The organism is Microbacterium wangyouchuni, assembly GCF_051546305.1.
Taxonomy (GTDB): Bacteria; Actinomycetota; Actinomycetes; order Actinomycetales; family Microbacteriaceae; genus Microbacterium.
Map to the genome: position 1 here is coordinate 96,944 of NZ_JBPTMA010000001.1, position 21,547 is coordinate 118,490.

The following is a 21,547-nucleotide window of genomic DNA, read 5'->3' on the forward strand; positions in this document are numbered from 1 at the left end:
CGTAGCCAGGTGAGCTGGATGTGTGCCCGCGGGGGGCGTCGCGGCCGCGAAAAACACTTTCCAGCACGAGACAGGGCGTGACAGGGCGTGGCAGCACGTTTCTCATGTAGCAGGGTGTTTCTCGCGGTCTGACGGGCGGATGCTGGTGGCCGCCGCTATGGTTCGGAGCAGAGGAAATCGCGTGATATTGTTGTGAAGTTGAGTTCTTCGGAGCAAGACGCTCGCGCGAGTGGCGGAATGGTAGACGCGCTGGCTTCAGGTGCCAGTGTCCTTATGGACGTGGGGGTTCAAGTCCCCCCTCGCGCACGCGAATGAAATACGACTGGCTCGGTTCCTTTTAGGAGCCGGGCCTTTTCGTTTCTGGATGCCGGGGCCGCGTGCCTGGTTCGTTGAGATACGTCGAACAGCTAGGACAGTATCCGGCTGAAGAGGTCACCCTTGGAGATCACGTTCATCGACAGCGCGATGATGAGCGCATTGAAGAAGAACGCGAGCGTGGTGTGCCAAATGACGGTCCAGCGCATCCGAGAGCTCATGACCTGCACATCTGACGTGCCGAAGGTTGTCGCGTTCGTGAATGAGAAGTAGACGAAGTCGCTGAGGCGGGGCTTAGCGGTACCGGGAAACATCAGGGGCGGCTCGGGTGCACGGTGGTAGCGCGAGTAGTAGATGCGCGCGAAGCCCCAGTTGAAGATTGCCCAGGAGAGCAGCATCGTCCAGATCGCACTGATCTCGACAATCGGATCGACCACTTCCTGACCGATGTTGACGATCAGCGCGGTTGCTTCGCGTAAACCGAGCGCGCTCGCGCCGAAGGTGAGAAGTGTAGAAAGCAGCCGGGTCAATGGGTGCATGATGAGCTTGCGTGTTGCGGGCGGCTCTGCGCGATCTGACCGTACGAGTACGTTCAGCCCGATGATGGTGACCACCAGGTACAGCGTCGCCAGGGCGCACCACAACAACACGACGAAGACGTCGAGGTCCCCATCCGTCGACAAGGACAGGTCGATACCGATGTACACGAGAGTCAGTTGCACGAGGAGACCGAAGATCTCTCCGGCGATACTGAGGCTCGACAAGAACCGAGCGCGGCGCGTTGTCAACGGCGAGGAAAGTTTCGAGACAGCGCGCATGTCGCTCATCCTATGGCGACGACTCTCAGATCCAGCCGCGCTCCTCGGCCACCAGCACTGCCTGTCGAGCTCGCGCCCGGTGAGGAGGCTTCGTTCGTCACTGAGCGCATCGGCGGCGCCCGTTGATCATCGAAACACCCGGCTGATGGCGCCGCCGGTCTGAAACAGCTGCAGCCACACGAAGAAGCGCTGCAGCGGGCTCAGCAAGAATCCGACGATGCGGCGCCAGCCGCCGCGGCGCTGCCAGGATGACGTGAGAGTCACCTGCGTGCCGCCTGCTGCGGGCGAGAGTTCAATCCACACTGTGCGGAGATTGGGGTGCGCGGCGTCGGGAAACACGAACGACCAGACCACTGAGGTCGGCTCCAGCGCCTCGGCCCGCGTGACTCGCCGCCGCCGAAACGGCTCCTTTACCTTGGCGGGCTTGCCATCGGGGTACTCGGTGCGTGAGCGGACGATCCAGGAGTCGGCGGTCTCGACCTCGACGGTTCCGGCCTGCGGTTCCCACTCCGGCATCCGCTCAGCATCCGACACGAGTTCCCAGACATCAGCGATAGCGGCAGGGACGAAAACCTCGAATCTTCCTTGTACGGTGCTCTTCGAGGAAGTCGGATGCTGCGGAATCCGTTCGGCATCATCGAGCCGTTCAGTCACGGCGGCGGGTGTCGTCCCGACTCGTTCGAGGATTCCGGTGATCAGCCCGCTCGGCTCGGTCAGCAGTTCGCGCAGAATCGCCGCAGCATCTCCGGCGCGCCGACCGTCACCCGCGCGGGTCATGACCCCCAGCGCTCGCTCGCTCCATTCGTAGCCCTCGGTCTCGTGGAACGTGATGCGACCCGGTTCGTTCTGCTCGATCGAGACGCCGAGTGACTGCAGCTGAGCGGCGTGCTGCTGTCGGGCGGCGTCTCGCGCGGCATCCAACGTGATCCCCAGCCCGCGCAGCACCTGACCGGCCTTCTGCTCACTGAGCAGCAGTGCGAACAGAAGGTGTTCGAGATCTGCTTCGCGGCGACCCTCACGGGACGCCTCTTCCATGGCGGTCGCACTCAGTGTCTGCATGGTCGCGGCGGCGGTCAGAAAGCGGCTCATGAGGTTCTCCTCGGGACGGGGATGGTCGGGTCGATGCGCTTGGCGTGCTTCTTGTGCACCGCTTGCCTGCTCACCCCGAGGGCGTCGGCGACCTCCTGCCAGCTCAGGCCCGACCGCAGCGCGGCCTCCACCTGCTTGAGCTCGAGAACATCGGCGAGAACGCGCAATGATGACACCGCGCGAAGGCCTGCCCGGGGATCGCTGAGATCGGCGGCGATGTCCGCGATTGTCGTGGATTCCATAGTGTCAACCTATGTTGCTTAGATGGGCCCTGTCAACTCAGGTTGCTACATCTCGGGCGACTAGATTTGCAGTACCCCTCCCCTGATCTCACGGAGTCCCTCATTTCGCGTTCCGCACTTTCCCAGACCGCTGGACGCGGGGTCGTGGCATCACTTCTGGCATCCGTTCTTTTCGGTGTGATCAGCGTGCTGGGCGGCCATCTCGACGGTTTCGCGCCCGAGGAGACGACGGCCTGGCGTGTGCTGTTCGTCCTCATTTCACTCCTCGCGGTGAATGCATCAGCCCGGGCGCGCGGCATGCTGAAAGCAGTCACGAAGCGCATCACGCGCAGCCCGAAGCTGCTGCTGATCGTTCTCGTCAACAGCGCCATCATGTGGGTGCAGTTGTGGGTGTTCATGTGGGGGCCCGCCAACGGGCATGCGCAGGACATTGCCTTCGGATACTTCCTGCTGCCCCTGGTGATGGTCGTGGTCGGACGCGTGTTCTTCCACGACCGGTTGAGCCGGATGCAGTGGTGCGCGGTGGCGGCCGCCGGGGTGGGCGTGCTCGTGCAGCTGCTGATCGCCGGCGGCGTGAACTGGCCGGCCATGATCATCGCCGGCCTCTATCCGATCTACTTCGCCCTCCGCCGCTGGACAGGGCTCGATTCGATGCAGGTCTTCCTGATCGAGATCATCGTGCTCAGCGTGCCCGCAGTTGTCGTGATCGTCGTCTCCTACGCATCCGACCTCTCGCGCAGCATCCCGGATACTTGGCCGTCGCTGCTGCTGATGGCAGCGCTGAGCGGAGTCGCGATGACCTGCTACATCCTCGCCTCACGCCTGCTGCCGCTGTCCCTGTTCGGCCTGCTGTCCTACCTCGAACCGGTGCTGCTACTCGGCGCGGCGCTTCTGCTGGGTGAGACATTCACGACGAACGATGCGTTCGTGTACATCCCCATCGTCATCGCCCTCGTGCTGCTCGGCATCAGCGGACGCCATCGCCGCGGCCGCTCGCGCCGACACATCGAAGAGCCGCCGCTGTAACGCGGCGTCAGCCACCCAATGCGGCGGTGAGCGCGGCGTCGACGTGTAGCGAGGTCGTGGGATAGACCGGCACTGCCGCATCGTCGGGGCCGATGAGCAGCTCGATCTCTGTACAGCCCAAAATGATCCCCTCGGCACCGCGATCGACGAGATCTTCCATGACGCGCTGGTAGCGCTGCCGGGATTCCTCCCGGACGACGCCGTGCACGAGTTCGTCGTAGATCACGTCGTGCACTACCCGTCGCCCTGCTGCGTCCGGGACGATCGTGCGGATGCCGTGAGCACCGAGTCGATCCGCGTAGAACGGCCGCTCCATGGTGAAAGCCGTGCCCAGCAACCCGACGGTTCGCACACCGGAGGGGCGGATCGCCTCGGCCGTGACGTCGACGATGTGCAGGAACGGGATGCTGACGGCATCCTGTATCTGTTCTGCCACGAGATGCATGGTGTTGGTGCACAGCACCAGCAACTCGGCTCCCGCGTCTTCGAGGGCCCGGGCGCGCCCGGCGAGCAGTTGTGCGGCGGCATCCCAGTCGCCTCGCGCCTGCATCGCCTCGATCTCCGCGAAGTCCAGCGAATCCAGCAGAATTCGGGCGGAATGGTGCCCGCCCAGACGATCCCTGACGCGCTCGTTCGCGAGGCGATACCACTCCAGCGACGATTCCCAGCTCATCCCGCCGAGCACACCGATCATCTTCATGGCATTACCTTTCGAGTCAGATCCAGCCGCGCTCTTCGGCCATCAGCACTGCCTGCTGCCGAGTGGCTACATGCAGCTTCGCGAGCATGGTCGAGATGTGATTGCGTACGGTGCCGGGCGCAAGCATCAGCGTGCGGGCGATCTGACTCGTCGTCTCGCCGCGTCGCCCCGCTCTGAGCACGTCGAGCTCGCGATCGGTCAGGGGACTGCGTTCATCGCTCAGCGCGTCGGCTGCCACCTCGGGATCGACATAGCGGGCGCCGGCGGCGACCCGGCGAATGACCTCGGCGACCTCGTCGGCTCCGCGAGACTTCGGCAAAAAGCCGGCGACTCCGGATGCCAGCGCTCGCCGCAGCACGCCGGGTCGGGCATGACGCGTCACCACCACACAGCGCGTTGCCGGCAGAGTGCGGCGCAGCCGTTCGGCGACCTCGACACCGTCCAGTCCTGGCATATCCAGATCGAGCAGGCAGATATCGGGCTGCAGCTTCGCAGCCATGACGACCGCCTGCTCACCATCAGCGCACTCGGCGACTACGTCGATATCGTCTTCCAAGCGCAGCAGTGCCGCCAGCGCCGAGCGGATCATCGCCTCGTCATCCGCGATCAGAACCCGGATCATCGCTTCTCCCCTGCTGTCGTCTCGCCGGGAACCAGAACCACGATCGAGAACTCGTGCTTGCCGCGATGCACCTGTGCTGAACCACCGACTTCGGCGACACGACGACTGATACCTTCCAGCCCCGATCCGTCGCTGCTGGGGGTCGTATCGGATGCGGAATCGTTCGCGATCTCGTAGCGCCACCGAGGCCCGTCGCGCGTCAACGACAGATGCGCCCACTTGCCGCCGCCGTGCCGGAGGGCATTGGTCGTCGTCTCGCGGATGATCGGTCCGAGAACGGATGCCGGTGCGTGATCGGAGTCCGGATCCACCTCGGCGTCGGCGGTCGTGCCCGCAGCCCGCAACAGATCCACGGCATTGGCGATCTCATCGCGTAGCGGAACACCGCGAAAGCGCATGGCCAGATCGCGCGTGCCCTGTCGTGCTTCAGCGACGCTGGCACGTGCGAGCCGGATCTGATCGAGCGCAGCATCCGGATCCTTCTCCAAAAGGCGCTCGGAAAGCTCGAGCTGCAAAGCGATCACCTGCAGATGATGCCCCTGCAAATCATGCACGTCCGTCGCCACCCGCAGGCGTTCCTGGGTGGCACCGAGCCTCGACTCTGCGGCTCGAGCCCGGTCGAGCGTGGCGAGCACGTCCCACCACCACAGCGACGTCACCGTCATGGCGGGCAGCAGAATCGAGAAGAAGCCGAGCATCCACCAGTTCCGCGCCGTTGCCTCGTCTGCGGTGTCGGTCATGCGCAGGTCGACGAACATCGCACCCGTCATCAGTGCCATCGCAACGATCACGAGCCGCAGGCGTACACCGCGTGGCCAATTCAGCAGCATCAGTGCCTGCACCAGGGGGAGCGCTCCGATAATCCACAGTCCGCTGGCGAGCCCTGCTCCGACGCCGACCGCAGCTGACACGGCGAGAGGCACGATGATTCCTCGCCACCCGGCAACGGCACCAGCGGTATCGTCGCGGTGCCGATACTGCAGCAGTAGTGCGACACAGCTCGCACACCAGAGCAGGCCACCGACGCCGACTATCGCCAGGGCGGCAGGCGTGGCGTCGGTGCTGGACTGGACGCCGAACCAGATCAGCACGACCATGAACTGGAATACCATCAGGGCAGAAACCGTGTACCACCAGGTGGCGGAGATGCTCCGGGCGATGCGATGCGGCCCGGCCGTGGCCGTGGCCGAAAGACCCTCCGATTCGGCGGGTGACATACTGCTCATGCTCCCAGCCTATGGCCGTGACAATTGTCACCCGTCCACGTGCAAACCACCCGGACAGAGGTGACAGACAGACACTTATCGCCAGGGGCCAAACGCGATGAGATTGTCTTACACCGACATCCGGTGCACAACGACAGGAGCCGCCATGAACCTCATCGAGACTTTCCAGAACCTGGTCGCCCAGGTGCCCGAGCTGGTGCAGCCGCTCATCGTCGCGCTCGCCGGAGCAATCCCCTTCATCGAGGGCGAAGGCGCAGTCTCGATCGGCATCCTCGGTGGGATCAACCCGGTTGTCGCCGCGATCGCCGCCATCGCCGGAAACTTCGCCTGCGTCGCGATCCTGGTTCTCGTCAGCTCTAGCGCACGGACCGCAGTCGTCAACCGAAAGCGCGCCCGGGTGCTCGCCAGCGGGAACGCCGCTGACGCCGGTGTGGAAGAGATCGTGGATGCTGCGGTCGAAGACGAGAGCGCACGCAAGGCAGCGCGCCGCCAGAAGTTCCAGGGTGCACTCGAGCGCTACGGCGTTCCCGGCGTGAGCCTGCTCGGCCCGCTGCTGCTGCCCACACAGTTCACCGCGACCATGCTTGCCGCCATCGGTATCGGCAAGGTCCGCATCCTCATCTGGCAGGCCGTCGCCATCATCGGCTGGACGACCATCCTCGCCGTGCTCATCAGCGGTGTTGTCTCCGCGGTCGCCTAAGCGTTCCACTCCCCCGGCACCCCTGTCCCGGGCATCCCTGTCATCGTCTCGCCGGCCTCCGTCTCGCCGGGCAGCGCCACCGCGCAGCCCAGCGAACGCAGGCCGGCGATTCCGTTCTCGGCGTAGGCGGTGCGCTGGCGCTGCGCTCCGTTCCCGGAGCGCACAACGCGGTCAAGATGTTCCTGCACGAACGCGAGATCACCGCTTTCTTCCAATGCCGGTGTGATCGTGCGCAGCAACAGTGCGGCGAGGTCGCGAGCGGATGCCAGGGCGTCGGTCTCCGGATCGATGAGTGTGGCATCCAGACCATCACGCGAGGCGGCCCACAGCGAGGCCTGGATCGAATCGGTGCCCTGCGCGCGCGGATCACTGCCGATTGCGACCGCAGCGTGGCGGTGAGCGAAGGCGTGCAGGCCCTCCCGGAACGCGCGCAATTCTCGCCCGGCGTCCGCGAGCGTTGACACGGGGGATGTGGCGACCTCGATCTGTGAGGTGAGAACTCCTTCATCACCTCGCCGGAGCCGCTGGGCAAAGCCGTGCGTGCGGCGCTGCCCAGCGGAACGGGAACGAGGGTGTCCTCGTCGAGGAGCATGAACTCCTCCTCGATACCGAAACGCGTCATGCGATGGTTCCGGATTCAGTCGGTGCCGACGCCGTCAGTTCTTGAAGGCGTCCTTGACATCGTCGCCAGCCTTCTTCAGGTCGGCCTTGGCCTGATCGGCCTTACCCTCGGCTTCGAGCTTCTCGTTGTCGGTGAGCTTGCCGGCGGCTTCCTTCATGTGGCCGGCCATGTCTTCTGCGGCGTGCTTGGCCTTGTCTCCAATACCCATTGATCCGTTCCTTTCGTCGGGGATCTGTACAACCGACTCTCACACCGACGCGAAATTGTGGCGACGGGGTTGACGGGATGGATGCGGGCGACTAAAAGCCATGGGGCCTCAGTGTGACGGGCAGAGAAACACGGTCACTCAGTCCACGGGTTGTTTCGGATGATCTCGACGAAGTCAGTGCGTTCGTAGTCGGGCATGAAATGTGCCAGCACATCAGCGTTCACGTTGCCGAAAGTGCTGTCGGGGCGGTGAAGGTTTCCCTGTGTGAACGCCGCAAGAATCTGATTCTTGAAGTCCGGACGGGGATGGGCCTGAGTTACTTCAACACGGTGTGCTTCGCTGACGGAGTGGTACCAAATGCCCAGCACGTCGGTTTCGACTCCTGCGGTGAGAAGCGAGATCTCCGGTGCCATGAATTCGGGAACGCCGGGCGTGGTGTGGAGGGCAACGGCTGTCCACACGGATGCGGCACTTTCTTCGTCCACACCGCGATCGGTGAGGAAATCGCGGGCCGCATTTGCCCCGTCAACCTCGAACCGCAGTTGCGATGACGAGTACGCATCGGTGAGGCCGAGGTCATGGAACATCGCTCCGGCGTAGAGGAGTTCGAGATCGACGTCAAGACCGCGCTGCTCCCCCATGAGCGCGCCGAAAAGGAACACGCGGCGGGAATGGTGAAACAGCAGGTCGTTCTCGTGCTCGCGCACATAGTCGGTGATGTCACGCACAAGCGCCGTGTCGGGAATCTGGATGCCGGCGATGGTTTCGGTCATGGTGTGGCTCCTGGTCGTCAGTCTTGCCGAGTCTGACCAGTCTCGAACATATGCCCCGAGAGTGTGAGTGTCTGAATTGACAACTACCCCTCGAATATGGACATAGTGGGATATGTCCACTCGCGAGGTTGTATTTCTCATCTTCGACGGGGTGAAGCACCTCGATATCGCTGGCCCCGCAGAGGTGTTCACGGAGGCATCACGATTCGGAGCCGACTACCGACTTCGTTATGTCTCGGCCACAGGTGCGTCTGCACGAACGTCGATCGGGTCAACGTTTGCGGCAGACAGCGCCGCATCAGAGGTGAGCCGAGCCGACATCGTCGTGATCCCTGGTGGTGACGCGGTTCCGACGGAACCCATTCCGCCTGGTGTGCTGTCTGCCACCAGGCATATTGTCCGCGTCAGCGCTCGGGTTGCCTCGGTGTGCACGGGCACTTTTCTGCTCGCCGCGACGGGAGCGCTGGCCGGGAAGCGGGCGACGACGCATTGGGCGCATGCCGATCTTCTCGCTCGCATCTACCCGACGATCGAAGTCGATCCTGATGCGATATTCGTGCGTGATGGTGCCCTCTTCACCTCTGCGGGTGTCACGTCAGGAATCGACCTCGCTCTCGCTCTGATCGAGTCCGATCATGGCGTAGACCTGGCCCGCGATGTGGCTCGTCATCTGGTCGTGTACATGCAGCGTCCCGGCGGCCAGTCGCAGTACTCGGCGATGCTTGCTCACTCTCGCAGCAGTCAGGAGAACGTGCGGCGAGTCGTCGATAACGTCACGGCACATCCGGACGCCGCGCATGGACTCGATGAACTCGCGCGCATCGCGGGGGTGAGTGCGCGACATCTGGCACGCCTATTCCGTACAGAACTGGATATGACGCCGACAGAGTTCGTGGAACAGACGCGCCTGGAACACGCAAAGGGGCTTCTGCTGAGCGGAGAGTCTGTGGCTACCACTGCTCGGCGGACGGGATTTCACAACCCGGAAACGATGCGGCGACTGTTCGTCGCGCACACGGGGGTTCCGCCCAGCCAGTATCAGCAGCGCTTCGCCACCACCGGCCGCAGTTAGTCGACCTCAGCGCCCCGCGCTCGCTCCGGGGAAGCGGGCAGTCTCCACGTTTGAGCGATGTTCGACGGCGCCGACTTCACGCTGCTCGCCGGGGAGGGGCGAGGCGCCGGATCTAGATCCGTGCTGTGCGTCCCACCCCTTCCCGAACCTGCGATCCCTGCGGGATCAGTTCCCCACCTTCGCTGGACTCGCATTGCCGAGAACCTCGTCGACGAGTCGCACATCCTCCCCTACTGTGAAGGTGCATGCGCACGGGGTCTGATCGTCACCGTCATCCCCAGTTGACGGTTTGGTTCGTCCCCACACCCGAACGATCAACGCATGCGATGAGGTTCTCTCGAGCAGTTCAGTCCCCAATGGGCTGCTCGAGAGAACCGTTCTGGGAAAATCTTCCCACGTTTTTGGCGATTTGTCCCCCAAATGGGGGACAAGAGTGAGTTTTTCCCGCTAGGGTGTTTCTGACGCACCCCTCCGGTCGTCTTTGGCCCTCATCGCTCCCCCCGCGATGAGGGCCGTTTATTTTCGGTTCCGGAGCCTGTGCGCAAGTCCGCTCATGCAACATTTGGATTACCATCCGGGCCGAGCTATTCCCCTCGGGTCCTGCGCAGATAATGTGGGCAACGTCGGGGCACCCTGCGTCGACGACATTCCAGAAGAACGGCAGTACATGAGTACCCAAGGCACGGTTAAGTGGTTCAACTCGGAGAAGGGCTTCGGCTTTATCTCCCCCGATGACGGCGGCGCTGACGTCTTCGCGCACTACTCCGCCATTGAAGCAAGCGGCTACCGCTCACTCGACGAGAACCAGCGCGTCGAGTTCGAGGTGGCGCAGGGCCCCAAGGGCCTGCAGGCCGAGAACATCCGCCCCATCTGAGGGCCGAGCACAACACTCCCCGATCGAGCGCGCCACCAGCGTGGCTCGACGGGGAGTGTTGTGCTTTCTCGGGTGTTAGAGGCTCTCGTGCAGAAGCAGTGGCTGCAAAGCGGCCGGGTCGGCGGCGCGGAATGCTGCGGGATCACCTTCGACTGAGTCGCCGAAGCCCCATTCGGAGAAGATGACGGGTATGCCGAACTCGGCTGCGCCCTCGACATCGTGGTGCCGGTCGCCGATGAGTACCGGCTTCGAGGTGTCGGCGCCGGCTTCCTGCAGTCGCTCCAGAGCCCAGCGGATGACGTCGGCCTTGCCGTCGTTGCGGCCCACAGTGCCGCTTCGCGCACCGGAGATCGCGGTGAACAGGTCGCTCAGGTTGTAATGGTCAAGGATCGCTCGCACCTGGTTCTCGGGTTTCGTGCTCGCCGTGGCCTGCGGGATGCCGGCGGCCGCGACCGCGCGAATCACGTCGGGGATGCCCGGGTAGATATCGACGGATGCCGCGTACCCGTCGCGTGCGGCCAGCTCGCGGTAGCGGACGAGCGCGTCATCTGCCTGGTCCGGGGTGAGCCCGGCGAGGTTCTGGAACGATTCGTACAGCGGCGGACCGACCCAGCGGGGCATCGCGGCTGAATCGGGTGCTGCGACGCCGAAGGATGCGAGCACCTCGAGAAGTCGAGGAAAGATACCGGGCGTGGCGTCTGCGATGGTGCCGTCGACGTCCCAGAGCACGCAGGAATAGGGGGAGAGGGGCATGCTCCCAGCCTAGAGCCGGGCCGTCGGCCGCCCGCCCACCCGGTGCTGGGTGCCCACTCGCTCGGTGCACAACTCCTGAAGAATCGGCCGGATCGGCGCAGAACACCCCCTGATGCCCGCTACCCGGCGTGTTTTTCAGGAGTTATGAACGGCGACGAGGTCAGAACAGGCGCGGAACGCCCGAGTCGATGCCCTTCATCTCGTCATAATCGAGGACGAGGCAGCGGATGCCACGGTCTTCAGCGAGCACCCGAGCCTGCGGCTTGATCTCCTGCGCCGCGAAGACGCCGGTGATAGGAGCCAGGTGCGGATCGCGCCCGAGGAGCTCGAGATAACGCGTGAGCTGCTCGACGCCGTCGATGTCCCCGCGGCGCTTGATCTCGACCGCGATGGCAGCGCCGTCGGCATCCCGGACCATCAGATCCACCGGACCGATCGCCGTCGGATACTCGCGCCGCACCAGCGTTGCGCCCTCGCTGACAAGTTCGACCTGCTCGGCGAGCAGACGCTGCAGGTCGGCCTCCACGCCGTCCTTCTGCAGACCGGGATCGATACCGAGCTCATGCGCCGAGTCGTGCAGCACCTCGTAGATCTGCACGCGTAGCGCATCGCCGGTCTTCTTGTGGGTGACGCGCCACACCTCGAGCACGCCGGCGCTGCCCTCAGCCTCGGTCGGATCTTCGGTGGCGAGGGTGCACGGCGGGCTCATCCAGTTCAGCGGTTTGTAGCTGCCGCCGTCGGAGTGCACCAGCAGACTCCCGTCCCCCTTGTGCACGAGCAGTCGTGTGGCGAGGGGGAGGTGGGCGTTGAGCCGCCCGGTGTAATCCACGGAGCAGCGAGCAATGACGAGACGCACTCGACGAGCCTAACTGCCGTTGGACGTATTGCGCGCTGCGGCGCCCGCCTTCGCGTTCAGCGCGAGCGGTTTCGCGGCCCCGGAGAACAGTCCGGATGCCACGACCAGCGCGACCAGGATGAACAACGTGTTCAGCAGGCCGATGTGCTCGCTGATCAGGCCCAGAATCGGGGGACCGCCGAGGAACGCGACGTAGCCGATCGTCGCTGCTGCGCTCACTCGCGCAGCAGCCTTCGCCGGGTCATCGGCAGCAGCCGACATGCCCAGGGGGAACCCGAGCGAGGCGCCGACACCCCACAGCGCGGCTCCCACGAAGACGAGGGGGAGGGATGGGGCCAGGATGAACAGCAGGATGCCGGCGGCTGCGGCGACAGCGAGAACTCGCAGCACGAGCACGCGTCCGAATCTGTCCACCAGGGGACCGCCGAAGATCCGCACTGCCGTCATGCACACCGAGAAGACGGTCAGTGCCGCGGCCCCGATCGCCGTGCCCCCGCCGTGGTCTTCGGCAGCGCCGAGCGCGAGCCAGTCATTCGCCCCGCCCTCAGCGAAGGACATACCGAGCATGACGACGCCGAGGGCGTAGGTGCGAGGTTCGCGCCACGCCGACAGAGCCAGGTGCATGCGTTCACGCCAGTGCGGCTTGTCGCCGGGTTCGGCCGGATCGAGTCCGGCGTCGCGGTTGGGCACATTGGCGAAACACGCGAACGCGCCAATGAAGATGATCGCGGCGACCACGAGTGCGTGCGTGGCGACGTCGAGGTGCCAGGCGGTCGCTATCCAGCCGAGACCGGCGCCGATGACGGTGCCGAAACTGAAGAATGCGTGGAACAGCGGCAGGATCGTCTTGCCCGCCTCCTGCTCGATGGCGGTGGCTTCGACGTTCATCATGATGTCGAGGCATCCGTTGCCGAACCCGAACAGCGCGAGACCGATGGTGACGAGCGGGAATGACGCGAACACGGTCGTGCCGACGCCGATCAAGACGAGACCGAGCGCGAGCATGATCATCATCGCCAGCATCCCGCGCCGCGCGCCGATGCGTGCCATCACGGCGGGCCCGGTCGAGATGCCGAGGATCGAGGCCACGCCCATGCCGAGCAGGAGCAGGCCGATCTGCGCGTTGTCGACGCCGAGCGCGGACTTGATGTCCGGCACACGCGAGGCCCAGGTCGCGATCGACGTGCCGCTGGCGAGGAAGATCGCGAAGATCGCGTTGCGCCAGCGAACGTACTGCGAACGGGTGAGAGCAAAGTCCATGAAAAGAGCGTATCGAATCGATTCGATCGATGGGAGCATTTCGAGATATCCTCGATGCATGACCGCCGATGCCGCCGCACGACGCGCAACGCTTGCCGATGTCGCTCGCCGCGCTGAAGTCTCCACGTCGACCGCGTCGGTCGTGTTCAGCGGCAAGACCAAGGTTTCGGATGCCACCCGCGAGCGTGTGCTCGCCGCAGCGGCGGCTCTCGGTTATGCCGGCCCCGACCCGCGAGCGGCGTCGCTGCGCATGGGGCGCAGCGGAATCGTCGCCGTCGTTCTCGAGGGCCAGTTGCGGGCGGCGTTCCTTGATCCGGTCACGATTCCGATGATGGATGGCCTCACCGATGCGCTCGCGTCGCTGGGCGCGGGTCTGCTTCTGCTGCGCGACGAGGTTGATGGCGCCCACGCGCCCGCGCTGACGACCGCGCCGGTGGATGCTGTCGTGCTGATCGGATGCTCGGGGCGAACGCGGGAATCGCTGGAGGTCGTTCGAAGCCGCGGGCTTCCGGTTGTCGTCATCGAGGGCGACGCCGGGGAGGGAGTGCCGCAAATCACTCTGGACAACCGCGAGGCCGCAGCCGAAATAGCCCGCCATGTGCACGGTCTCGGGCACAAGCGCGTCGTCGCCGTCACCCTGCCGCTGAACAGCACAGCCGCCCGCGGACCGATCAGTGACGACCAGTGGAATGACGCCACTGTCGAGGTCAGCATCGACCGCTTCGACGGCATCCGTGATGTCTATCCCGATGTGCCGGCGTTCGCGGCTGCCGGCAGCTCGATCGACGAGGGTGTGATTGCCGGGCGTGCGCTGCTGGCTGATCCGGCGTCGCGTCCCACGGCGGTGCTGGCGCAAAGCGATCTGCTGGCTGCCGGCGTCATCCGTGCGGCCGAAGAGCTCGGCCTGCGCGTTCCGGAAGATGTGAGCGTGGCCGGTTTCGACGGTATCCGCGTCGACGGCATCGGCGAGCATGTGCTCACGACCATGGTGCAGCCCGCGTTTGAGAAGGGGCGCGCAGCGGGAGAGCAGATCGCCCGGATGCTGCGCGACGAGCCGTCGTCATCGTTGCACTTCACGTGCCGCTTCCGCGCGGGCACGACGACGGGGGTGCCCGCTCGAGTTTCGTAACGTTTCGTTTTCGGGTCTCCCAGGTGCTCTGTTCGTGGATTCGAAACTAAACGCAACATGAAAATACAACTTCATAAGTAAACGCAAGATGACGTCTCAGCCAATCTCGCTCAAACGAAGCATCTTTGGGCCGGATCGACAGGTATCTCTAGAGAGGTACAGGTCAGCAATCTGGGTGGAGGACGCCGCGTGGGATCGATCGAGTTTCGAAGGATTACGAAGAGTTTCGGTGACAACACGGTCATCGATGACCTGAATCTGAAAATCGAAGATGGCTCGTTCACGGTTCTCGTAGGTCCGTCCGGGTGCGGCAAGACCACGCTTCTGCGGATGATCGCAGGACTCGAGACTCAGACCTCTGGACAGTTGCTGATCGACGGGCGGGACGCGACGCACACTCGCCCAGGTGAGCGGGACATCGCGATGGTCTTCCAGAACTACGCGATCTATCCGACCATGACCGTTCGCGGCAACATTGAATTCGGCTTGAAGAACAACAAAGTCGGACGCGCTGAACGCCGCGAGCTTGTTGAAAGCATCAGCGAGACCGTCGGTCTCGCGGACTACCTCGAACGCCGCCCGAGCACACTTTCCGGCGGTCAGCGGCAGCGGGTAGCGCTCGCCCGCGCGATGGTCAAAAAGCCTGGTGTCTTCCTCATGGATGAGCCGCTGTCGAACCTGGATGCCAAGCTCCGATTCCAGATGCGCGTGGAGCTCATCGAGCTGCACAAACTTCTCGGCACCACGTTTGTCTACGTCACGCACGATCAGGGTGAGGCCATGTCTATGGCAGACACGATCGTGTTGATGGACGCGGGGGCGGTGCAACAGCAGGCCGCACCTGAGGAGATGTACCGGCATCCGGCGAATGTCTTCACCGCGCAGTTCATGGGGATCCCGCCGATGAACGTCGCCGACGCCGATTCCGACGGCATCCGCATCGGCTTCCGGCCCGAGGATGCCCTGCTTTCCTACGGCCCCGTGACTGGGGAATTCTCGACGCGGGGCACCATCGTGACACGCGAGATGCTCGGTTCAGAGACGGTCTACCAGGTGCGCACGCAGAACCAAGTCTTCATGGTCAAGTCGACTGATTCGAGTCTTGACGTCGACCGAGAGGTGAACCTCGCAGTGGCCGCCGCGAACCTGGTGCGGTTCGGCACGGACGGCATCCGGATCGAATCCAATGCGGCGAGGATCCATGCCTGAGAACGTGGTGAGGGAAAAAACCGCGCACCGGGAGCAGACGAACCGGAGAGTGCCGAAGCGGATCAGGAGTTCGAGGACAGTGGGCTCACGCCTGCGGCCATATCTCATGGTCGCGCCGGTGCTCGTCGGAGTCGGCTTGTTCGTCTTGTACCCCATCATCTACCTGGGCCTTCTCAGCGTGCAGGACTACAACCTGCTCAACCCGGCGATGAATGAGTTCATCGGGTTCGATAATTACCTGGAGATATTCTCGCGCGGCGATTTCTACGTCGCGTTGGGTAACACCCTGATTTACACCCTGGGCACAGTCACGCTGACTCTGGCCTTCGCGATCATCTGTGCGCTGTTCCTGAAGAAGCACGGCGCGTTCAACTCCTTCGTGCAGGCGGGTATCTTTACTCCCCACATCATCTCGATCGTGTCGATCTCTCTGGTCTGGCTGCTGATGATGGAGCCGAGCTTCGGGCTGATCAACACCGTGCTCAAGTCGCTCGGGTTGCCGCCCTCGATGTGGCTTCAGAGTTCGGAAACCTCGATGCTCTCGATCATCATCGTCTCTGTCTGGCACAGCACCGGGTACTTCACGCTCATCGTGCTCGCCGCGTTGCACTCCATCCCCGCCTCGATCTACGAAGCGGCCGCACTCGACAACGCCGGTGTGTTCCGAGTCTTCTTCCGCATCACGCTGCCGATGCTGTCTCCGCAGCTGTTCTTCATGCTGATCATTTCAACCATTGGCGCATTGAAGGTCTTCGACACCGTGAACATCATGACCGGAGGCGGTCCGAACAACTCCACGACGACGCTCGCCTACTACATCTTCCAAAACCGCTCGAGCAACATCGGCTATGCCTCGGCATCCGGCATTGTTCTCATGCTCCTCGTGGCGGTGTTCACCGTGGTCTACTTCCGCGTTCTCTCGAAGAAGGTGCATTACCAATGAGCATCGACATCAAAGAACCTGTTCTCGTCGCGCAGCCGGCGGAGCCCGAACGCGACGTCATCCTTCCCCCGCGCAAGCCGGTCCTGGCGGCTGTCGGGCGTGTGCTCGCCGTAATCCTCAAGATCCTTCTTCTGTTGAGTTTCATCGGACCTTTCCTCTGGATGCTGTCGACTTCGCTGCAGACAACAGATGAGACCATGCGGTTCCCCTTGACGCTGATTCCCGAGGTGCCGCAGTTCAGCAACTATGTCGATGCGATGACCGCTGGCCCCTTCTTGACGTACTTCCGCAACTCGGTTGTGGTCACCGGCAGCATCATCGTGTTGCAGTTGGCGCTCATGATCCCGGCGGCATATTCTTTCGCCCTGTACGAATTCCGGTTCAAGAAGATCCTGTTCGGCGTGGTCCTGTTGGCGTTCATGATCCCGGGCCAGGTGACCTTCATCCCGGTATATCTGATGATGGCTGACTGGGGCCTGATCCAGACCCTGATACCGCAGATCGTGCCGGCGATGACCAACGCATTCGGCGTCTTCCTGCTTCGTCAGTACTTCATGCAGGTGCCCAAGGAGATCATCGAGGCTGCGCGTCTGGACAACGCCAGCGAATGGCGGATCATGTTCCGCATCATGGTCCCGATGTCGATCCCCGCGTTGGCAACCGTCGTGCTGTTCAGTTTCGTCTCCCATTGGAACGACTACTTCTGGCCTCTGGTGATGACCGACTCGGCAGATGTGCGGCCGTTGCCGATCGGTATCGCGATGCTGCGCCAGACCGAGGGCATCAGCCAGTGGAACGTGATTATGGCCGGAAACGTCATCCTCGTCGTGCCGATTCTGATCATCTACTTCTTCGCGGCGAAGCACATCATCCGTGCCTTCGCATACTCCGGGATCAAATGATCGTCCCCCTGAACCATTCCTTTCCCTGAAACATCCCTGTTCCGCGCGCTTGCGCACATCACGAAAGTTAGGAAATCCATGAAGATCTCGAAGGCGGTACGCACAGGCCTTGGCCTCGTGGCTGTGGCCTCGTTGGTTTCGCTCGTCGGTTGCTCGAGCAGCGGCGGCAATGACGGTGAGTCGTCCTCGGACGGCCCTGTCACGATCCAATTTTGGCACTCGATGGGCGGCGCGAACGGTGAGAGCCTTGATCGCGTCGTCGAAACGTACAACGAGTCGCAGGACGATGTCGATGTCGTCGCCACATTCCAGGGCGGCTACGGTGAGGCGCTCACCAAGTTGCAGCAGGCGATTCCCGCAGGAACCGCGCCGGACATCTCAATGCTCGAGCGTGCGTTCGTGCCGCTTCTGGCGGAGTCCAAGGTGCTCGCCGATATCAATCCGTACCTCGAATCGTCCGGCATGTCGGAAGACGATTTCGTCGAGGGACTGATGGGCAACGTCACCTTCGACGGCGCGTTGAATGCCATCCCGTTCAACCGCTCGAGCCCGATGCTGCATGTCAACAAGACGGCGCTCGACGAGGCCGGGCTTGAGATTCCGACGACATGGGAGGAGCTCGAGACGGTCGCCAACGCGCTCGTGGTGAAGGAGGGCGAAGAGGTCTCCCGATACGGCGTCACGATGAACTATGAAAGCTGGTGGCCGATCTCGCTCATCGTTCAGCAGGGTGGTGGCTTCTTCAACGAGGACGCTACTGACCTCGGCTTCGATGAAGAGGGAGTGGAGGCATTCGACTTCATCAAGGGCATGCAGGAGACCGACGCACTGTATTACCCGCCGACGACCGATTCCGGAACGGTGGTGTCGCAGATGTTCCTGAGCGACCGAGTCGCGATGGTGATCAACTCCAGTGGCAGCATCGGCGGCTATATCGAGGGTGCCGATTTCGACTACCAGACAGCATTCCTCCCCGAGGGTGAGCGTGCAGCGGCACCCACCGGAGGCGCGAATCTCATCATGCTCGAGGCGTCTGAGAAGAAGGATGCCGCATGGACGTTCCTCGAATGGCTGGTGACGGACCCAGAGGGTGGCGCTCAGTTCATCATGGACACCGGCTATGTTCCCTTCACGCCTGCGATGGCGGAGTCCGATGCGTTCCAGGAGCTGTTCGAGGCTGAGCCGCAGCGTGAGGTGGCGTACGAGCAGCTCGACAACTCGATCGACACCAACAACAGTGCGCACTTCGCTGAGGTCGACGCAGAGTTCCTCAGCACGATCCAGGCGATCATGTACGACGACGCCGATATCGAGGGGTCGCTGGCCGAGTTCCGTCAGCGCGCACAGGCGATCCTGGCCGACTGAGCAGTCTACGAAGACGGCCCGGGTGGGCGTGAGCCCGCCCACCCGGGCCCGGATGAACGGAAGAGCAATGAAGATCAGAGGCATCGCCCACCGCGGATATTCGGGCAAGCACCCCGAGAACACACTCACCGCGCTGAGGGCAGCGGTGGACTTGAACTACAGCCACGTCGAGTTCGACGTGCAGCTGACACGCGATGGCATCCCCGTCTTGATGCACGACTACACGGTCGACAGGATCGCCGGTCGCCCGGGGGCAGGTGCCGTAGCTGATCTGACGCTGGCCGAGCTGCAGTCATTTGAGCTTGCCGGGGGTGAGCGTGTGGCGACGCTGGAGGACGCGCTCAACCTCGTCCATGGCAGGATCACCGCGATGGTGGAGATCAAGCAGGCAGGCCACCTGTATCCCAGGCTTGAGCAGAAGACCCTCGAGTTGCTGCACTCGACAGGGGTAGCCGATGACTGCATCGTCATCAGCTTCGATCACTTCGCCATTCAGCGACTGCGACGCCTCGACGATGACATCCCGCTCGGGCTGACCAGCAGCTGCGCTATGCCATATGTCTTTGACTTCATGGACGAGACGCGGTGCGAGTTGCTGGGCGTGCCCGTGCGAATGCTGACACCGGAGTACGCCCGGATGATCTCTGATCGCGGACACATCGTGGGCCCGTGGGTGGTCAACTCGATCTCGGACATGGAGCTCATTGCTGCTTCCTATCCCGACACGCTGATCACGACCGATGAGCTGGAGCGTTGGTCTGAGTTCTATCTGTCTCATCCGGAGCTGCACCGCGAGGGAACGGTATGACTGCCGTCGGTGCCAACCAGCCGATGATGACTGCAGCTGTGCTGCACGGTCCGAACGACCTGCGCGTCGAGCAGATTCCGCGACCAGCTCCCGGCCCCGGCGAGGTACTGGTCCGCGTCATGGTCAGCGGAATCTGCGGATCCGACCTGCCGCGCGTGCTCGCAGGCGGCGCGCACTTCTATCCACTCGTGCTCGGCCACGAGTTCTCGGGAATCGTGGCCGAGCGCGGCGCTGGCGTATCGACAGCTGTTGGCACTCGCGTGGCGGGTGCGCCGCTGCTGCCGTGTCGGGACTGCGAGCACTGCGAACGCGGTCACTTCAGCCAGTGCGGCCAGTACTCCTTTCTCGGATCGCGCATCAATGGTGCGTGGGCGCAATACGTCGTCGTACCGGAGACCAACGTGCTGCCAATCGCGGACAGCATTTCGTTCGAGTCGGCTGCGATGATCGAGCCGTCCTCCGTCGCGCGCCACGCCTTCTCGCTGGCCGAATATGCCGGTGGCGGTCGTGTCGCGGTCGTCGGGGCGGGCAACATCGGGGTCATGGCGATTCAATGGGCGCGCATTCTCGGTGCCGAGCAGATAACCGCGTTCGATGTTGACGACTTACGGTTGAAGACGGCAACACAACTGGGCGCGCATCTGGTCGTGCGGCCCGATCAAGAGAGCGATCTCTGGTTGGATGCCACGGAGGGCCAGGGCTTCGATCTTGTGATCGAATCGTCCGGCGTTGCGGAGACATTCGCCCAGACTCTGCAACTGGTCGCGAAGAAGGGGCAGATCGCCTTTGTCGGCACGCCGACCCGAGCGGTCTCCTTCGAACCAAGCGTGTTCGAGCTCCTCAATCGCAAAGAGGCGAAGATCGTCGGCTCGTGGATGTCGTACAGCGACCCGTTCCCGGGACTGGAATGGACCGAGACCATAAGCGAGCTCGAAAGTGGACGGTTGGTGTGCGAAGACTTCGTCGCGGCACGTATACCGCTGAACGACGCAGATCAGGCCTTCGATCTTTTTCGCGCTGATGAACCCGTTCGTGGGAAAGTGCTGTTGTGCGATGCAGGGTACTTGGCGACCGGGAGAGGGTGATCGGATGATGGTCAAAGAGGAACGTCGTCGCTATCTAGCGATCGAACGGCGGGAGCTGATCCTGGATCTGCTCCGCGAGCACCGAAGCGTTGAGGTGTCGGCTCTCTCAGAGGAGCTCGGTGTCTCTGAGGTCACAGTTCGCAAGGACCTCGAGAAGCTTGAGATCGAGCGGCTCATCGTGCGCAGCCATGGCGGGGCCGTTCTCAGCGCCGGACTTCTCATCGAACCCTCGTTCGTGGAGAAGGATGATCAGCTGGCCGAAGAGAAGGCAGCGATCGCCGCCGAGGCCGCATCCTTGGTCGGTGACGATTCCATCGTCGCGCTCGCGACCGGCACGACCGTCGGTCGGCTGCCAGCGATGCTGGCGGGCCGTGGAGGTCTGCGAGTGGTCACTAACGCCGTCAACGTCGCAACAGCCTTCCTTCCTCATGGTGTGGATGTCTTCCTCACCGGAGGAACGATCCGCCCTCGCACCTTTGGTCTTATCGGCGAGGTGGCGGAGCGCTCGTTGGATGGTGTGATGTGCGATTTCGCGTTCATCGGCACGAACGGCATCAGCTTGGAGAGCGGGCTCACGACCCCGAACATGGACGAGGCTCGTGTTGTACGCGCCATGATGAACAGCGCGCGCCGCGTGGTTCTGCTCGCAGACCACAGCAAGTTCCCGCACACCGCGTTCTACCGCATCACGCCGGCAGAGCGTGTGCACATGATCATCACGGACGCCGGAGCACCCGTTGACGAGGTCGAGCGGTTGCGCGCGGCTGGGATCGAGGTACGCGTCGTCTGAACAGGAGAACGACACCTCGCCTGTTCGTGATGACGGTCGACGGACGCTGGTCCCGGTGGAAAGTCCGAAGCCCATTTGGGGATGGCGTGACTGCGCGCCGGGTAAACTGTGAAAAACCCCTGCCCGCCAGTGCCGCAAGGCCGACGAGCCCTTTGAGGAG

The 21,547-nt window shown here is 63.3% G+C and carries 24 protein-coding genes and 1 tRNA gene; 13 read left to right on the forward strand and 12 right to left on the reverse strand.

The genetic code is table 11. The features are described 5' to 3' along the window. The first annotated feature begins 223 nt into the window (after window positions 1-223). Window positions 224-306 (forward strand) — tRNA-Leu (locus ACSS7Z_RS00495). 101 nt (window positions 307-407) lie between these two features. Here the strand turns inward: ACSS7Z_RS00495 and ACSS7Z_RS00500 are convergent. The 3 genes from ACSS7Z_RS00500 to ACSS7Z_RS00510 form a co-directional block, all read right to left on the reverse strand. After that, window positions 408-1,133, reverse strand: coding sequence for a DUF1345 domain-containing protein (locus ACSS7Z_RS00500; RefSeq protein WP_438252455.1), 726 nt, complete (start codon window positions 1,131-1,133; stop codon window positions 408-410). 126 nt (window positions 1,134-1,259) lie between these two features. After that, window positions 1,260-2,222, reverse strand: a complete 963-nt coding sequence (locus ACSS7Z_RS00505; protein ID WP_438252456.1) for an SRPBCC family protein — start codon at window positions 2,220-2,222, stop codon at window positions 1,260-1,262. Further along, entirely contained in the window at window positions 2,219-2,464 is a 246-nt protein-coding gene (locus tag ACSS7Z_RS00510) for a hypothetical protein (protein ID WP_438252457.1), read from the reverse strand. Before ACSS7Z_RS00510 ends, ACSS7Z_RS00505 begins: the two co-directional genes overlap by 4 nt. A 144-nt stretch (window positions 2,465-2,608) precedes the next feature. Between ACSS7Z_RS00510 and rarD the strand changes: the two genes are divergently transcribed. Further along, window positions 2,609-3,490, forward strand: a complete 882-nt coding sequence (gene rarD / locus ACSS7Z_RS00515) for an EamA family transporter RarD (RefSeq protein WP_438252458.1) — start codon at window positions 2,609-2,611, stop codon at window positions 3,488-3,490. A gap of 7 nt (window positions 3,491-3,497) precedes the next feature. On the opposite strand, the gene ACSS7Z_RS00520 is transcribed toward rarD, so the two are convergent. The 3 genes from ACSS7Z_RS00520 to ACSS7Z_RS00530 are packed head-to-tail and all read right to left on the reverse strand — an operon-like array spanning window position 3,498 to window position 6,038. After that, window positions 3,498-4,190: an aspartate/glutamate racemase family protein gene (locus ACSS7Z_RS00520; RefSeq protein WP_438252459.1), complete on the reverse strand. Its 693-nt coding sequence runs from the start codon at window positions 4,188-4,190 to the stop codon at window positions 3,498-3,500. Between the two features lie 16 nt (window positions 4,191-4,206). Next, window positions 4,207-4,812 (reverse strand): response regulator, encoded by a 606-nt coding sequence (locus ACSS7Z_RS00525; RefSeq protein WP_438252460.1) that lies wholly within the window; start codon window positions 4,810-4,812, stop codon window positions 4,207-4,209. Then, window positions 4,809-6,038, reverse strand: coding sequence for a sensor histidine kinase (locus tag ACSS7Z_RS00530; RefSeq protein ID WP_438252461.1), 1,230 nt, complete (start codon window positions 6,036-6,038; stop codon window positions 4,809-4,811). The genes ACSS7Z_RS00525 and ACSS7Z_RS00530 overlap by 4 nt, the downstream gene beginning before the upstream one ends. Window positions 6,039-6,183: 145 nt before the next feature. Here ACSS7Z_RS00530 and ACSS7Z_RS00535 point away from each other — a divergent pair, with 145 nt between their 5' ends. Beyond that, window positions 6,184-6,738 (forward strand): small multidrug efflux protein, encoded by a 555-nt coding sequence (locus tag ACSS7Z_RS00535; protein ID WP_438252462.1) that lies wholly within the window; start codon window positions 6,184-6,186, stop codon window positions 6,736-6,738. On the opposite strand, the gene ACSS7Z_RS00540 is transcribed toward ACSS7Z_RS00535, so the two are convergent. The 3 genes from ACSS7Z_RS00540 to ACSS7Z_RS00550 all read right to left on the reverse strand — a co-directional run bounded on the left by ACSS7Z_RS00540 (window position 6,735) and on the right by ACSS7Z_RS00550 (window position 8,341). Continuing rightward, window positions 6,735-7,202, reverse strand: a complete 468-nt coding sequence (locus tag ACSS7Z_RS00540; RefSeq protein WP_438252463.1) for a glutamate-cysteine ligase family protein — start codon at window positions 7,200-7,202, stop codon at window positions 6,735-6,737. The genes ACSS7Z_RS00535 and ACSS7Z_RS00540 overlap by 4 nt on opposite strands. Window positions 7,203-7,394: 192 nt before the next feature. Next, window positions 7,395-7,568, reverse strand: a complete 174-nt coding sequence (locus ACSS7Z_RS00545) for a CsbD family protein (RefSeq protein ID WP_438252464.1) — start codon at window positions 7,566-7,568, stop codon at window positions 7,395-7,397. A gap of 134 nt (window positions 7,569-7,702) precedes the next feature. Beyond that, entirely contained in the window at window positions 7,703-8,341 is a 639-nt protein-coding gene (locus ACSS7Z_RS00550) for an HD domain-containing protein (RefSeq protein ID WP_438252465.1), read from the reverse strand. 112 nt (window positions 8,342-8,453) lie between these two features. Between ACSS7Z_RS00550 and ACSS7Z_RS00555 the strand changes: the two genes are divergently transcribed. Next, window positions 8,454-9,413 (forward strand): GlxA family transcriptional regulator, encoded by a 960-nt coding sequence (locus tag ACSS7Z_RS00555; RefSeq protein WP_438252466.1) that lies wholly within the window; start codon window positions 8,454-8,456, stop codon window positions 9,411-9,413. A 667-nt stretch (window positions 9,414-10,080) separates the two neighbouring features. Continuing rightward, on the forward strand, window positions 10,081-10,287 hold the full coding sequence (locus ACSS7Z_RS00560) for a cold-shock protein (RefSeq protein ID WP_033105552.1): 207 nt from the start codon (window positions 10,081-10,083) through the stop codon (window positions 10,285-10,287). Window positions 10,288-10,362: 75 nt separating this feature from the next. Here ACSS7Z_RS00560 and ACSS7Z_RS00565 read toward each other — a convergent pair whose 3' ends face one another. The 3 genes from ACSS7Z_RS00565 to ACSS7Z_RS00575 form a co-directional block, all read right to left on the reverse strand. Then, window positions 10,363-11,040, reverse strand: a complete 678-nt coding sequence (locus ACSS7Z_RS00565) for an HAD hydrolase-like protein (RefSeq protein WP_438252467.1) — start codon at window positions 11,038-11,040, stop codon at window positions 10,363-10,365. Between the two features lie 160 nt (window positions 11,041-11,200). Then, window positions 11,201-11,896: an endonuclease NucS gene (gene nucS / locus ACSS7Z_RS00570; RefSeq protein ID WP_438252468.1), complete on the reverse strand. Its 696-nt coding sequence runs from the start codon at window positions 11,894-11,896 to the stop codon at window positions 11,201-11,203. Between the two features lie 9 nt (window positions 11,897-11,905). Next, window positions 11,906-13,156 (reverse strand): MFS transporter, encoded by a 1,251-nt coding sequence (locus ACSS7Z_RS00575; RefSeq protein WP_438252469.1) that lies wholly within the window; start codon window positions 13,154-13,156, stop codon window positions 11,906-11,908. 58 nt (window positions 13,157-13,214) lie between these two features. Here ACSS7Z_RS00575 and ACSS7Z_RS00580 point away from each other — a divergent pair, with 58 nt between their 5' ends. The 8 genes from ACSS7Z_RS00580 to ACSS7Z_RS00615 all read left to right on the forward strand — a co-directional run bounded on the left by ACSS7Z_RS00580 (window position 13,215) and on the right by ACSS7Z_RS00615 (window position 21,387). Then, window positions 13,215-14,285, forward strand: a complete 1,071-nt coding sequence (locus ACSS7Z_RS00580) for a LacI family DNA-binding transcriptional regulator (RefSeq protein WP_438252470.1) — start codon at window positions 13,215-13,217, stop codon at window positions 14,283-14,285. 189 nt (window positions 14,286-14,474) lie between these two features. Then, window positions 14,475-15,494, forward strand: coding sequence for an ABC transporter ATP-binding protein (locus ACSS7Z_RS00585; protein ID WP_438252471.1), 1,020 nt, complete (start codon window positions 14,475-14,477; stop codon window positions 15,492-15,494). A gap of 79 nt (window positions 15,495-15,573) precedes the next feature. Then, entirely contained in the window at window positions 15,574-16,437 is an 864-nt protein-coding gene (locus ACSS7Z_RS00590; protein ID WP_438252472.1) for a carbohydrate ABC transporter permease, read from the forward strand. Continuing rightward, window positions 16,434-17,339: a carbohydrate ABC transporter permease gene (locus tag ACSS7Z_RS00595; RefSeq protein ID WP_438252473.1), complete on the forward strand. Its 906-nt coding sequence runs from the start codon at window positions 16,434-16,436 to the stop codon at window positions 17,337-17,339. Before ACSS7Z_RS00590 ends, ACSS7Z_RS00595 begins: the two co-directional genes overlap by 4 nt. Before the next feature lie 78 nt (window positions 17,340-17,417). Then, window positions 17,418-18,704, forward strand: a complete 1,287-nt coding sequence (locus ACSS7Z_RS00600) for an ABC transporter substrate-binding protein (protein ID WP_438252474.1) — start codon at window positions 17,418-17,420, stop codon at window positions 18,702-18,704. A 67-nt stretch (window positions 18,705-18,771) separates the two neighbouring features. Continuing rightward, window positions 18,772-19,512, forward strand: coding sequence for a glycerophosphodiester phosphodiesterase (locus ACSS7Z_RS00605; RefSeq protein ID WP_438252475.1), 741 nt, complete (start codon window positions 18,772-18,774; stop codon window positions 19,510-19,512). Further along, window positions 19,509-20,597, forward strand: a complete 1,089-nt coding sequence (locus ACSS7Z_RS00610; protein ID WP_438252476.1) for a galactitol-1-phosphate 5-dehydrogenase — start codon at window positions 19,509-19,511, stop codon at window positions 20,595-20,597. The genes ACSS7Z_RS00605 and ACSS7Z_RS00610 overlap by 4 nt, the downstream gene beginning before the upstream one ends. 4 nt (window positions 20,598-20,601) lie before the next feature. Then, window positions 20,602-21,387 (forward strand): DeoR/GlpR family DNA-binding transcription regulator, encoded by a 786-nt coding sequence (locus tag ACSS7Z_RS00615; protein WP_438252477.1) that lies wholly within the window; start codon window positions 20,602-20,604, stop codon window positions 21,385-21,387. Window positions 21,388-21,547: the final 160 nt, after the last annotated feature.